Annotated in this window: 9 protein-coding genes and 1 pseudogene; 3 read left to right on the forward strand and 7 right to left on the reverse strand. The window is 69.3% G+C overall.

Translation table 11 applies throughout. The features are described 5' to 3' along the window. Positions 1–101: 101 nt before the first annotated feature. A pseudogene (locus JR064_RS20755) lies at positions 102–614 on the forward strand (DUF6496 domain-containing protein); the annotation flags it as partial. Between the two features lie 224 nt (positions 615–838). Here the strand turns inward: JR064_RS20755 and JR064_RS20760 are convergent. From JR064_RS20760 to JR064_RS20790, 7 genes are all read right to left on the reverse strand, one after another. Then, positions 839–1,189, reverse strand: coding sequence for a nucleotide pyrophosphohydrolase (locus JR064_RS20760; protein ID WP_179570737.1), 351 nt, complete (start codon positions 1,187–1,189; stop codon positions 839–841). A gap of 73 nt (positions 1,190–1,262) precedes the next feature. Next, positions 1,263–1,565, reverse strand: coding sequence for a hypothetical protein (locus JR064_RS20765; RefSeq protein WP_206230996.1), 303 nt, complete (start codon positions 1,563–1,565; stop codon positions 1,263–1,265). 328 nt (positions 1,566–1,893) lie between these two features. Then, positions 1,894–3,069 carry an SGNH/GDSL hydrolase family protein gene (locus JR064_RS20770; RefSeq protein WP_206231002.1) on the reverse strand — a complete coding sequence of 392 codons (1,176 nt, stop codon included), beginning with the start codon at positions 3,067–3,069 and terminating at the stop codon, positions 1,894–1,896. Between the two features lie 57 nt (positions 3,070–3,126). After that, positions 3,127–3,879 (reverse strand): SDR family NAD(P)-dependent oxidoreductase, encoded by a 753-nt coding sequence (locus JR064_RS20775; RefSeq protein ID WP_179570739.1) that lies wholly within the window; start codon positions 3,877–3,879, stop codon positions 3,127–3,129. Positions 3,880–3,918: 39 nt separating this feature from the next. Then, the gene (locus JR064_RS20780) at positions 3,919–5,235 is read right to left on the reverse strand and encodes an MFS transporter (protein WP_179570740.1); all 1,317 of its coding nucleotides are present in this window, start codon (positions 5,233–5,235) and stop codon (positions 3,919–3,921) included. Next, the gene (locus JR064_RS20785) at positions 5,232–7,475 is read right to left on the reverse strand and encodes an oligoalginate lyase (protein WP_241093205.1); all 2,244 of its coding nucleotides are present in this window, start codon (positions 7,473–7,475) and stop codon (positions 5,232–5,234) included. Before JR064_RS20785 ends, JR064_RS20780 begins: the two co-directional genes overlap by 4 nt. After that, on the reverse strand, positions 7,472–9,667 hold the full coding sequence (locus JR064_RS20790; RefSeq protein ID WP_206230997.1) for a polysaccharide lyase 6 family protein: 2,196 nt from the start codon (positions 9,665–9,667) through the stop codon (positions 7,472–7,474). The genes JR064_RS20785 and JR064_RS20790 overlap by 4 nt, the downstream gene beginning before the upstream one ends. A gap of 281 nt (positions 9,668–9,948) precedes the next feature. Between JR064_RS20790 and JR064_RS20795 the strand changes: the two genes are divergently transcribed. Both JR064_RS20795 and JR064_RS20800 read left to right on the forward strand, forming a co-directional pair. Beyond that, on the forward strand, positions 9,949–12,870 hold the full coding sequence (locus JR064_RS20795) for a TonB-dependent receptor (protein WP_206230998.1): 2,922 nt from the start codon (positions 9,949–9,951) through the stop codon (positions 12,868–12,870). A 105-nt stretch (positions 12,871–12,975) separates the two neighbouring features. Then, complete coding sequence (locus JR064_RS20800; protein WP_179570743.1) at positions 12,976–13,719, forward strand: FadR/GntR family transcriptional regulator; 744 nt, start codon at positions 12,976–12,978, stop codon at positions 13,717–13,719. Positions 13,720–14,020: the final 301 nt, after the last annotated feature.

Raw genomic sequence — 14,020 nt, forward strand, 5'->3', positions numbered from 1 at the left:
GCGCAGTGCACATCGGCTTCGCATGGTTTATGCCGGTTCTTTACTTTTTGCTTGTTACACCTGTGGCGATGGCCAGTTCCGGCCGCATGCAGGAGAACGACATGCCGACGCAATCCACCACCGCCCGCGCCAAGCGCGCCAAGCGCGAAGGCAAGGCGGGCAGCACCCAGGCCGGCGAATTCGTCCGCGAGGAGATCGACCGGGTGCGCGAGGGCAAGACCACGGTGAAATCGACCAAGCAGGCGATCGCCATCGGCCTGTCCAAGGCGCGCCGCGCCGGGGTCAAGACCGGTGCGTCCAAGACCGCTTCCAAGTCCACCAAGAAGAAGGTCGCGCAGGAAGAGGCGAAGGGCGGCAAGGCCGGCGCGCCGTCGCCGACGCGTTCGCGCGGTGCCAAGAAAGCCCTGAAGACCGCCAGCAAGGGCAAGACCGCCACGCGGACCGTGGGCAAGAAGGCTTTGTCCACGCAGGCCAAGACGGCGGCCAAGAAGCGCACCGCCAGCAGCCGTTCGGCCGCGGCGAAGAAAGCCGCACAGACCAAGGGCGCCAGCGTGCGCAAGAGCGCGGCGAAGAAGGCGGCGCGGACGCGGGCGAAGAAGGCCGCGAGCGGTGCCTCCACTGCAAGGAAACCTGCGGCGAAGAAGACGGCGGCCACGAAGCGCGCGCCGCGCAAGCGTGCTGCGAAGAAGGCCGCTGCGCGGTAGGGGGCAAAGGCCTTGGCGGAGGCTTCTTTCAATTCCTCACTCTCTTGTAGGAGCGGCTTCAGCCGCGACAGACTCTACGGACAGAGCCTGTCGCGGCTGAAGCCGCTCCTACAACGGCGGGCGTGAGGCGGCGCCTACAATTCGGTGTATTTGGTGATGCGGCCCCTGGCGCGGTCCACCGGGTACTTGGCGGCATTGACCTGCATCTTCTGCCGCGCCGCTTCGATCGGGTCGATGCCCAGCTTGTCGCACAGCTGCAGCAGGTACAGCAGCACGTCGGCGACTTCGCTGCCGACCTGGGCCTTCTTGTCGTCCGACAGTTGCCGGCTCTGCTCGTCGGTGAGCCACTGGAAATGCTCGAGCAGTTCCGACGCCTCGACCGACAGCGCCGCGGCCAGATTGCGCGGGGTGTGGAACTGGCCCCAGTCGCGTGCGTCGGCGAACGCGCGCTGGGCGGCTTGCAGGTCGTGGAGGCTGTCGGGCATGGGCTGGATCCGCGGGCGGGAACGCGCATGGTAATGCACCGCCGGATCCGCTCGCGGCGGCCGCGGCGCGGCCTCAGTGGCCGCTTTCCTCGCGCCAGCGGGCGATGGCATCGGATACCGCTTCGCCGTGATCGCGCGACACATCGCGCGGGTGCCGCGGCGACGCGGTGTCGCGGATGCGCGTGGCCAGGGCGTCGCAGGCGGCGTGTCCGCCCTGCTGCACCTGTGCGCATTCGTCGGGGTCGAGCCGGATCAACAGCGAGTAGCCGAACGCGGACGCGCTGCAGTTCACGTCCAGAAAGCGGTCCGTGCCGGATTGCAGCAGGAACCAGGCATGCGCGGCGTGGTCCAGTACGCGGAAGTGCGCGGCGCTCATGACGCGGCTGCCTGGTGGCGCGTTCCGTTCGCGCAGGGGCCGTGACGACGCGGGAGGGGCGGGAGCGCGACGTGAGTGCGGCCGAGCGGGCAGGGCTGGGTGTGCATTGTCATGCGCATAGCCTATCCCGATCGCGTCGACGGGCCTCAGCGCTTGCTCGATCCAGATCGATGTCGTCTGTGCGGGCGTCTGCCGGTGATTTCGGGTCTTCGCTCGCGAAGGGCTTGGTCGGTCATGCCCGTCGCGACTGAAGTCGCTCCCACAGTGTCGGGGATCTCTGTAAAAAAACGCTTGCCGACAGGCCCCGGTCGCGGAAGCGGCGCCGCCGTCAGCGCACCTTGCAGCCGAACAGCGACAGGTCGATGGCGTTGGCCATGCGCGCGTAGCCGGCGTCGTTGGGATGCAGGTGGTCGCGGGTGATGGCGGCCGGCAGCGATTCGGGGTTGTCGGGCATGCGCAGGATCGCGTCGAAGTCGATCACCGCATCGAACGTCTTGCCGTCGCGGATGAAGGCGTTCAAGGCCTGGCGCGTGGCGGCGGACACGGGTTCGTAGCGTTCCGATGCGCCGAACGGGGTCAGCGTCGCCCCGATCGTGGCGATGCCGTGCTGGCGCAGGCGTTCGACCACTTGCCGGTAGCCCAGTTGCATGTCCGCCGCGGTGCGTCCGGGCGCGAACGCCGGCGGCCCGCTGTGGCGGATGTCGTTGATGCCTTCGAACAGCAGCACCTGGTCGACGCCGGGCAGCGCCAGCACGTCGCGGTCCAGGCGCGCGAGGGCGCTGGGGCTGCGGCCGGCGTCGAGCAGCTTGTTGCCGCTGATGCCGGCGTTGAGCACCACCACCTGGCCCGCGCAGGCCTGCTCCAGGCGCTTGCCCAGCAGCGCCGGCCAGTCGCTGTTGCTGCCGCGCGCAGCGGTGGCGCCTTCGGTGATCGAATCGCCCAGCGCCACCACCACCCGCGGCGCTGCGGTGGTCTGCGCATACACCGCCGACACCACGCTCTGCCGGTAGCTCAGCGCGGTGGCGTCGCTCACGTCGACATCGCCCTCGGCCACGCGCACCGCCGTGCGGCGCACCGCCGGCCGTGTGGCCTCCGGGAAATACAGGGTCAGCGCGATCTCGGCCAAGGCCGGCGCGCGCAGCGCCACCGGATCGCTGAGCAGGACGCCGCCGGGCGGCAGCACGATCTCGCGGCGGCCGTCGAACAGGACCGGCTGCGCCGGCCGGGCGGCACCGGCCAGGCGCACCGATGCCGCGCCGATCTTCAGCGGCGCGGTGCCCAGTTCGTTGCTGATGCGAAAGCGCAAGGCCTGCGCGGCGGTGCCCAGGCGCATGTCCTGGCGCACGCTCTGCCGCTCGAACTGCAAGGAACTGCCGGCCGGACCGTCGAGCCGGTCCGGCGTGGGCGAGGCGATCCACGCCGGCAGCCAATGCGCGGCCTGCTGCGCCGCCGCCGGCAGCGCCATGCACAGCGCGAGCGCGGCGGCGACCGTGCCCCTCCACAACAACGGCCGCAAGGGCGGGAATCGCAACGACATGAGCGTGGCTCCTACGCGTTCGGGTCAGGAAAAATACACGCCGCCGTTGACGTCGAGATTGGCGCCATTGATGAAGCTCGCGGCATCGGAGGCCAGGTACAGCGCCGCGTCGGCGGCTTCCTCGGCACGGCCTTCGCGGCGCAGCGGGGTGGCGTTGGCGACGAAGGCGCGCACTTCCGGCTTGGTGAAGTCGTCGTGGAAGCGGGTGGCGATCATGCCGCAGCACAGCGCATTGACGCGGATGCCGCGCGGGCCCAGTTCCTTGGCCATCGCCCGCGAGAAGGTCATCACCGCGGCCTTGGCGGTGGCGTAGATCGCCGCGCCGGGACCGCCGCCGTCGCGGCCGGCGAGCGAGGCGAAATTGACGATTGCCGCGCCGGCCTGCATGTGCGGCGCCACCGCCTGCGTGGTCAGGTACACCGACTTCAAGTTGAGGTCCATGACCTGATGGAAGAAGGCTTCGTCGATGTCGGCCAGCGGCTTGCGCGCGAGCATGCCGCCGGCGACGTTGACCAGCACGTCGATGCGCGGGCCGAACGCCTGCTGCGTCGCCGCGACCAGCCCGGCCACGGCCTGCGCGTCGGCGGCGTCGGCGCGGTGCACGATGGCCTGGCCGCCGGCGGCCTGGATCTGGCGCAGGGTTTCCTCGGCGCTGGCCGCGTCGTTGGCGTAGTTGATGCACACCTTGGCGCCGGCCGCGGCCAGCTTCAGCGAAACCTCGCGGCCGATGTCGCGGCCGCCGCCGGTGACGATGGCCACCTTGTCTTTGAATTGCATGCGCGATGAGTCCTTGCGTTGTGGGGAAAGGGGATGCGATCAGCCGCCGGTGGCGGGATCGTCGAGTTTTTCGATGCGGCCGGTCACCAGCCACAGCGCGGCCAGCGAGGCCGGCACCAGCGCGGCGACGAGAATGAACATCGGCGCATAGGAGTGGGCGGTCATCACCGGCACCAGCCAGGTGGTGATCAGGGTGCCGGCGACCGCGGCCATGCCGCCGATGCCGGCCAGCGAGCCGACCGACTTGCCGTCGAACAGGTCGCCGGGCAGGGTCTGGATGTTGCCGATCGCGATCTGGAAACCGAACAGCACCGCGGCGATGGTCAGCACCGCGATGGTCGGGTCGGCGGCGAGGACCGCGCCGAGCAGGGCCGGGGCCATGATCGCGCCGCCCAGGGTGATGGTCCATTTGCGCGCGCGGTCCACGCTCCAGCCGGCCGCGATCAGGCGCCCGGACAGCCAGCCGCCGGACAGGCTGCCGAGCATCGCGCCGACGAACGGCACCCAGGCGAACGCGCCGATCTGCTTGATGTCGAAATGGAAGGTCTCGGCCAGGTAGATCGGCAGCCACGACACGAACAGCCACCAGATCGGGTCGATGAAGAAGCGCGACAGCACGATGCCCCAGCTCTGCCGGTGCGACATGATCTGGCGCAGGCTCGGCAGGTAGGCCGGCTTGTCCGCTGCGCTGCCGTCGGCCGGCGCGTCCAGGATCAGCGCGCGTTCGGCGGCATCCACCCAGGGGTGTTTGTCGGGGCCGGCGCGGTAGATCACCAGCCACGGCAGCAGCCACACGAAGCCGAGCGCGCCGACCAGCACGAAGGTGCCTTTCCAGCCCAGCCACAGGAACAGCAGCGCGATCAGCGGCGCCGACACGATCGCGCCGATCGAGGCGCCGGCGTTGAAGATGCCCTGCGCCAGCGCGCGCTCGCGCGCCGGGAACCACTCGGCGTTGGCCTTCACCGCGCCCGGCCAGGCGCCGGCCTCGCTGATGCCGAGCATCGCCCGCACGATGCTGAAGGAGACGATCGAATGGGTCAGCGCATGCAGCGCGATCGAGATCGACCACACCGCGATCGACAGCGCGAAGCCCATGCGCGTGCCGATGATGTCGAACAGGCGCCCGAACACGAACTGGCCGGCGGCGTAGAACAGCATGAAGATGGTCACCAGCAGCGCGTAGTCTTCCTTGGTCGCGCCGATGTCCTGCGAGATCGCCGGCCACATCACCGCCAGCGCGTTGCGGTCGATGTAGTTGATCACCGTGGCCACCGCGATCAGGCCCACGATCATCCAGCGCACCGCGCTGCGCTTGGTCGGTCTTGCCGCGCCTGCACCGGACATGGGCGTGCTCATTTGCCGCCCGCCGCGCGGTCGAAGCGCGCATAGCCGCCGCGCCACGTGTAGCGCTGGCCCTGCGCCTGCACGCTGTGTTCGCGCTCGGCGGCGGCATCGTCGGCCACCGCCAGCGCCAGGGTCTTGCCCGAGGCCAGGGTCAGCACGATCACCTCGGCATCGTCGCCGCGCATGCGGGCGATGGCGCGGATGCGGCTGTCGGCGCCGTGCACGTATTCGGCAGTGCCGTTGTATTCGCCGTGCGGTTCCAGCACGCCGAAGAAGCTCACGTCGGCCTGGCCGTCCACACGCTGCAGCAGCATCGGTTCGCGGCGCAGGTTGAAGTCCGGGTCGTTGGCGCCGCTCTCGGCCAGGATCGCGCGCGACGGCGCGCTGCTGCCGAAGCGATACGTGTAGAAGCGCCCGTCCAGCAGCCAGCTCAGGCTGCGCGGCGCCGGCGACGCGTCGCTGCTCGCGTCCACCCACAGGTGCTGGTAGCCGTTGGCCTTGCCCAGCACCGCGCGTTCGGCCAGCGCACGCTTGGCATCGAAGCCGACCTGCATGATGTGGCCGTTGAAGTGCAGCGGCAGGTCGTAGCGCGCCGGCTTGGCGCCGTGCACGCGCAGCAGGTCGATCACGATCGGCAGGCCGAGATCCGGATGCGTCAGCAGCGCCTGGGTGCGGGTGAAGCTGACCCCGTCGTAGGCATGGTCCATGCGCGCGGACACGATCTGGGTGTCGGTGTCGCGGGCGAACAGCAGCGGCGTCGGCGCGTAGTCCTCGCCCACCCGCCAGTCGCCATCGAAGTGGCTGCGCTCGTTCACCACCAGCGTGTTGTGCGCCACCGTGGTCTTGGCCCAGCTGGTGTTCTCCGGCAGGTAGATGCCGCCGGACTTGGCTTCCACGTTGAGGAAGCGTGCCGCGCCGTAGTCGGTGACCACGCGCTGGCCGTTGTCGTAGAACAGCCAGTTCAACTTGTCGAAGTGGCCGTGGCCCATGCCCTGCGAGGTGTTCTTCATCACCAGGGTCTGGCCGTCCTCGCCGCCGGCGCGCAGGATCGCCAGCGCGCCGTGATCGCCGTCGGCGCCGTCGCGCAGCAGCGCGGAGCGGAACGCGAACGGCTTGGCCTTGTCCTGCGCCAGCGCCGCGGCCACGCCCAGGCCCTCGGGCGTCAGCAGCACGCGCTGCTGGCGTTGCGCGATCGACAGCAGCCGCGCGTCGTGGGTCTGCGCGTAGGCGATGCCGAGGCCGGCGACCAGTTCCTCGGTGTCCAGGCCCTTGTCCAGGATCGCGTCGTTGATCGGGAAGAAGTAGCCGGCGTAGCTACTCTGCACCAGCGTATCGACCGCCTTCAGCAGTACGCCGTCGCGGCGCTGGAAGATCTTCTGCTGCGGCTGGTTGCGTTCGATCGCGTTGGCGAACAGCACGAACGGCGCCAACGCGTAGCGCTGGTAGTAGGGGCCTTCGGCGTAGTAGCCGTCCGGCGAGAACAGTTGATCGATCTGCTTGAGGAAGCCGGCGTTGCCGTCCTGCCTGCTGCCGCGCAAGGCCTTGTCGACCAGCGTCCGGTCGCGCAGCACGTAGCCGGTCATGCCGACCGCGGCCACCGCCCAGGTGGCGTGGTTATGGATCTTGTCGAAGTTGTCCGCGCTCTCGTCGCACAGGAAGTGCGCCATGCGCCGGAACACCTGCTGGTCGATGGTGTCGCGATCGGCAGGGGTGAGGCTGTCGCGGATCGCGTCGTAGCCCTGCGCGGCGTAGACCAGCCACACCGAGTCGTTGAGCGATTGCCAGAACAGCCGGCCCGGCACCTGGCCGCGCCCGGCCGGATGCGCGCCCAGGGTCGGGTACAGCTTGGCGTAGGCCAGCAGCAGGTCGCGCGCGTAGTCGGCGTAGGCGCGCTCGCCGGTGAGCCGGTACAGCGCGCCGGCGGCCTGGATCGCCTGGTAGTTGCGCTTGTGCTGCTCGTGGCTGGCGCCGCCGCCGGGGTCCTTCGGCAGCGGCACGTCGATGCCGTCCTGCATCGCCTTGCGCAGGCTGGCTTCGGCGCGCGCCTGCTCGCGCGCGAACAGCGGATAGCGCGCGCCATCGCTGGCCATCTGCCGCCATTGCGCGGCGGTGACCAGCACCGGGGCGGCGTCGCTGGCGGCAGTGTCGCTCGCGGCCGGGGCCGCGGGCGTCGCGGCGGGCGCGGCCCAGGCGGCGGGCGCGCTGGCGGCGACGGCCAGCACCAGCAGCATCAGGCGAGTGGATCGGGTCATAGCAAGGGCTCCGCGCCGGCATCGGCCGGCAGGGCCGGGGTGCCGAGGAATTGGTTGCGGGTGGCGATCAGGTGCGGCGTGCCGGTGGTGCGCACGTCGCTGATCGCGGCGCTGTCGATGAAGCGGTTGTCGTGCAGGAAGGTGCGCTGCACGCCGTGCAGGCGCAGCGACGGCGCATCGGCGCCGCCGACGCGCTCGAAGCGCGAGCGGTCGATCGTCAATACCGGGCCGAAGGTGCTCTCGTCGCGGCCGCCGCGGTACAGATCGACCGCCGGCCCGCCGATGCGGCGGAACTGCGCATCGGCGATCTCCACGCGCTCGGCGTTGTAGGTGCCGCGGTCGTCGGTTTCCGCATGCGCCGACAGCACCGCGCCGGAGACGTCTTCCACCACCACCCGGCGCAGTGCGATGCGCTCGGCCAGGGTGCCCTTGCCCAGCGCGATCACGTCGAAGCCGCGGTTGACGGTGAGGCCGTGGATGCGGCTGTCCTCGACGATCAGGTCGTAGTTGGCGGCATTGGAACCGGGCGCGGTGCGGATCACCGCATTGCCCACTTCGTCCGGCGCGGCGCTGCCGTCGATCTGCAGTCGCGCCAGCTTCAGCGCGCCGCCGGCTTCGATCTGGAACAGGGTGGAGCGGGAGAACGCGATCTGCGCCCGGCCGCGGGCCGGGCCTTCGACGCTGAGCGGATGGCGCAGCGCCAGCACCTGATCGACCTGGTAACGGCCGGCGTCCAGTTGCAGGCGATCGCCGGCACCGGCGGCGGCCACCGCGTGCGCCAGCGTGTCGTTGCCGGGCCGCACGCGCTGGCGGCGGCCGCTGTCCAGCGCCACCGGCACCGTTTCCTTCGCATACCAGGCCACGCCGACGTCGTCGCGCGGCACATAGGTCAACGCCGGATCGGCACCGATGCCGCCGGCATCGGCGGCGACCAGCAGGCCGGTCGCGGCGCGCGTCATGTTCAGCGTGCGGCCGGTCACCCCGCCGGGCAGGCGCGGCGAGGCCGCCGGGCTTTGCAGGTTGCCGGCGAAGGCGATGCCGGACAGGTCGCCGAGCACGCGCACCGGGTCGTGCTCGGCGACGATCAGGTTGTCGGCGAAATCGCTGTCGATCGGCGCGGCGGTGCGTTCGTCGTCCTTGCCGGCGCCGAAGAACAGCTGCTTGCCGGCGACGAAGGTGTTGTGCTCGATCAGCGCTTGCTGCACCTGCACGTAGCGGTTGGCCGGCGAATCGGGCACGCCGTACATGATGCTCAGCGCCGCCGAATAGCCATCGCCGGCCAGCCCTTCCAGGTAGTTGTTGCGCACGGTCTGCCTGCGGTTGATGACACGGATGCCGCCGGTGTCGTCCTTGCCGTCGCCGAAGAACACGTTGTTCTCGACCAGGTTGCCGTCGCCGTGGCGCAGCACCAGCGCGCCGCGCGAGCGCTTGAACACGTTGCCGCGGTAGGTGTTGCCGCCGGACTTGTTGGAGACGATCTCCACTTCGCCGTCGCAGCCTTCGAACCAGTTGTTCTCGACCAGCGAGTTGGAAGCGGAGCTGGCGTCGTTGCTGGTGCCGATGCGCAGGGTCTCGCCGCCGTTGGCGCCCAGGTTCGGGCGCGGGCCGAACCAGTTGTGGTCGATGCGGTGGCGGTTGTCCAGGCCCTGCACCGTATCGCGGACCACGACCATGGTCGGGCCGGCGTTGTTCTTGCCGACCAGCTGGTTGTGGTCGAAGCGGTTGTGGCTGTCGTACATCGCCACCCAGTTGTCCGAGCGGCTGCGCTCGGGCTGGTTGAAGCGGTCGACCACGACCCGGGTGATACGGCTGTGGCGCGCCCGCTCCTTGCTGGAGACGCGGTAGGACAGCACCGCCTCGGTCGGGCTGTAGCCGTCGCGGAACACCAGGTCGCTGACCACCAGATAGGCGCCGGCCATGCGCAGATTGGACTGGCCAGTGATGATGACCTGGCCCGGGGTCTGCGCGCTCAGGCGGATCGGTTGCGCGGCGGTGCCGGTGCCGGCGAACACGATCTGGAAGTCGCGCCACTCGCCGTTGGCCAGGATCACGTGGTCGCCGGGCTGCAGGGCGCCGGTGGCGGCGCGGTACTCGGCCGGGGTGGCGACGAGGATGTCGGCGGCATCGGCCTGGCCGGCGGCCAGGGCGAGGAACAGCAGGGCGAAGCGGTTGCGCGCGGCGTTCGATGCCATGGTCTGCCTCCTCTCGATGCGTGCCGTGGCGGCGCCGCCGTGGGCCGGATGGTAGCAGAGGTCGAACGCTCGTCAACCAGATCTGCATACCAAAAATCATTTATCTGGAAAGGTAATTTGGCGCGGAATTCGTGCTGCAAGCGCACATAAAATAAGATCAATCGCACGTACCAATTGGCCTGGACGGATATTTCTACCAATTTGTTGACATTGGTCGGGGACCGGTGAAGGCTCCGCTCCCAAGTCGTAGCCCTTACGGCGTTCACTCGGGAGGAGAGACCATGCGGCACCCCTATGCGGCCCCGTCCGCCAAGCGCGCCGGCGCGCGTTCGTTGCGCAGCGTCCTGGCGTGCGCCATCGCGGCCTCGTTGACCAGCGGCGCGGCCTGGGCGCAGGAGCCGCCCGCCGCTGCGGCCACGACCGCCACGGCGCCGGCGAGCGGAGCGACGACGCTGGACCAGGTCCAGGTCACCGGCATCCGCGGCTCGATCCAGTCCTCGATCAACAAGAAGCGCGACGACACGGTGATCTCCGACGTACTCTCGGCCGAGGACATCGGCGACCTGCCGGCGCCGTCGCTGGCCGACGCGATCGAGACCCTGACCGGCGCGGCCTCCACCCGCGACAAGACCGGCGCCTCTGAGATCTCCATCCGCGGCCTTGGCGCGTTCCTCAGCAGCACCCAGTTCAACGGCCGCGAGATCACCAACGGCAGCGGCGACCGCTCGGTGAACTTCAACATGTTCCCGGCCGAGCTGATCAACACCGTGGCCATCTACAAGACCCAGCGCGCCGACCTGATCGAAGGCGGCGTCGCCGGCACCATCGGTCTGGAGACGGTCAAGCCGCTGGACTACGGCAAGCGCGCGATCCAGTTCGACGGGCGCGGCAGCTGGGCCGAGTACGACAGCAAGTACCGCGACAAGGACGGCATCGGCTGGCGCGGCACCGCCAGCTACATCGACCAGTTCGAATTCGCCAACGGCGGCAAGCTCGGCGTGTCGATCGGCCTGCAGGCGCTGGACGGCACCGATCCGGAGGAGAGCATGACCAGCGGCTCCACCTGGTACGCCTGCGACGGCACCCAGAACGTGCGCAACGCCAATTGCGCCGAGGTCGGCGCCAACGCCATCGCCAACGGCGCGCCGTACTACCTGGTGCCGAGCAGCCGCATCTACCGGCTCAAGCAGGAGCGCAACGACCGCCAGTCCGAGTTCGCCGCGGTGCAGTGGAAACCCAACGAGGTGCTCGAGGTCAACGTCGACTACGAACACACCGACCGCAACTGGCACGAGAAGCGCTCCGACCTGAGCCTGTCCAACACCCGCCGCGGCATCGTCGATCGGCAGGTCGACGACAACGGCGTGCTGCGCAGCTATTCGGGCAACACTTCGATCGATTCCACCTCGACCCTGTACGACCGCAACGAGGAATACACCGGCGGCGGCCTCAACATCGTGCTGCGCCCGAGCGTGGCCTGGGAGATCGCTACCGACCTGTCCTACTCGCACACCGTGCGCGAGGACACCCAGCGCATGACCCGCCTGCGCGCCAACGCCCGCGACGTCAACAACGCGGTGGTGTCGGGCATCAGCAGCGGCGCCACCGGCTACGTCAACTACGACTGGGACAACCGCGGCGACGTGCCGAGCATCGCGCTCGATCCGGCGTTCGACGTCAACGACTGGGACGCCTATACCGGCGCGGCACGGGTCACCTCCGAAGAGGAGAAGAACGACCACCGCATCCGTGCCGGGCGGTTCGACGTCAGCTACCTGCCCGAGGACGGTCTGCTGACCAAGCTCAGCTTCGGCCTGCGCGCCAGCCAGGCCGACTACCGCTACTTCGACAACACCATCACCACCGACATCGCCTCCAGCGGCGCCGGGCGCGCGCAGATCGTCGCCGCCAACCAGGCCTGCCGCGCGGCGTTCCCGCAGGACGATTTCCTGGACGCGGCCAGTGGCAACACCATCTCCAGCTGGGCCTACTTCGATCCGCGCTGCCTGTACGAAGCGTTCCGCGGCAGCAGCGCCACCGGCGTGGACCCGGACTACATGGATCCGAACAACGTCGACGTGGTGGAGAAGACCAAGGCGCTGTTCCTGATGGCCGACTTCCGCAGCACGCTGTTCGGGCTGCCGGTGTCGGGCAACATGGGCCTGCGCTGGGTCAAGACCGACGTGCGTTCGCAAGGCGTGCGCGCCGACCTGGACCTGATCGACAACGGCGCCGGCACCTTGCGCCTGCAGCCGACCGGCCGCTACCAGACCCTGGTCGCCAAGGCCGGCAACGACAAGCTGCTGCCCAGCGCCAATGCCTCCTTCGAACTGCGCGACAACCTGCTGCTGCGCCTGGCCGGCTACCGGGCGATGTCGCGTCCGGACATCGCCGCGCTGGGCTCGGGCCGCAACGTCAACCTCACCGGCACCGAGAACTTCACCAGCCTGGAAGAGGCGCTGGCCGGCATCACCGCCACCGGCAACCCGGAGGCGAAGCCGTTGATGTCGTGGAACGGCGACGTGTCGCTGGAGTGGTATCCGAACGAGGACAGCATGCTGGCCGGCGCGGTGTACTGGAAGCAGTTCAACGGCGGCACCGAGACCGCGCTGTTCGACGAGACCTTCGTGGTCGATGGACAGAGCGTTACCGTGCCGGTGCCGCGCCAGGTGACCACCGACAAGAAGAGCACGCTGACCGGCTTCGAGCTCAGCGCCGCGCACCGCTTCTCCTACCTGCCCAAGCCGCTGGACGGGCTCGGCTTCAAGCTCAGCTACAACTACGCCGACACCGACTACGAGACCCAGGATCCGCGCCTGGGCGAGCAGGTGGATGCGGTCACCGGCACGGTGATCCCGGCGATCGTGGCCCCGGCCGGGCTCAGCGGCTTCTCGCGGCATGTGCTGTCCGGCTCCCTGTACTGGGAACTGGGCCGCTTCGACATGCAGGCGATCGGCAAGTACCGCTCCAAGTACTACCAGGACTTCACCGGCAACACCGCGCAGCAGAACCGCTACTACGACGACAACACCAGCGTGGATTTCCGCGCGCGCTACCGGGTCACCAAGCAGCTGTCGCTGTCGCTGGAACTGATGAACCTGACCAACGAACCGCGCGTCGCATCCCAGCCTGTCTACGGCAACTTCCGTGAGTACGTGAGCTACGGGCGGCGCGCATATTTCGGTGTACGATACAAGTTCTGAACGCAGCGGCGCGGCTCCCGGGTCGCGCCGTTTTTCGAGCCGCAGCAGGCGCCGGCGCGTCGTCCCGGCACCGCTGTGGAATTCACCGACGGGTCCTTAGCGCGAATGTCCGAAAGCCGCCTCTACCAATCCATCGCCGCAAAGATCCTGTCGCTGATCGAATCGGGAGAATTCCCGACCGGTTCGCGGCTGCCGGGCGAGCGCGATCTGGCCGAGCGGTTCGGGGTGAGCCGGGTGACCATCCGCGAGGCGGAGATCGCGCTGGAAGCGCAGGGCTGGATCGCGATCAAGACCGGCTCGGGCGTGTACGTGCGGCCGCGTCCGATCGATGCGCAGGGCGCGCTGCCCGACGTCACCGCCTTCGACCTGACCGCCGCGCGCACGGTGATCGAGGCCGAAGCCGCGGCGCTGGCCGCCGGGCGCCTGACCGATGCCGACATCGAGGAACTGCAGACCCTGGTGACGGCGATGTCCGATCCGGCCACCACCGAGGAAATGGCCGGCGAATACGACCGCCGCTTCCACCTGGCGATCGCGCGCCTGTCCGGCAATCCGGTGGTGGAATACTGCATCCACCTGATCTGGCGCATGCGCAACGAACTGCCGCGGGTGCGCCAGGTGTATGCGCACGTCTGCCACCAGGACGATGCGACCCGCACCGACGAGCATGCCGCGATCCTGGAAGCGCTGAAGACGCGCGATCCGGCAGCCTCGCGCAACGCGATGCGCAATCACTTCCAGCGCCTGTTCGAGTCGATGCTGGAAGCCACCGAGAGCCAGGCCCTGGCCGAGATCCGCCGCCGCACCCAGCAGGACCGCGAGCGCTTCCTGGCCACCACGCGGATCTGAGCCGGGCGCTGCTGCCGGCGTAGCGCAGCCGGTGTCGGCGCTGTGGCGTGATGCGCTTCCGCGCATGCGTGCGCGGCGTGTCGTTGCCGCCGCCATCGGCCATCGTCGGGACGTGTTCGCCTCGCCTTGCGGCGTCCGCCTGTTGCGCAATCGCGCCGCAATCGCGGCCCATTGCGCCACGCGGCGACGGCGCAGACATCGGCACCTGAACGCCATCGGCGCGCCGTGCGCCGACCGCAGCGTCAACCGCAGCGCGGCTGTGCCTCGCGCAGCGACGCAAGCACGGCGGGCAATCGCGCGC

The sequence above is a fragment of the Xanthomonas bonasiae genome, from assembly GCF_017163705.1.
In the GTDB taxonomy this organism is placed as follows: domain Bacteria; phylum Pseudomonadota; class Gammaproteobacteria; order Xanthomonadales; family Xanthomonadaceae; genus Xanthomonas_A; species Xanthomonas_A bonasiae.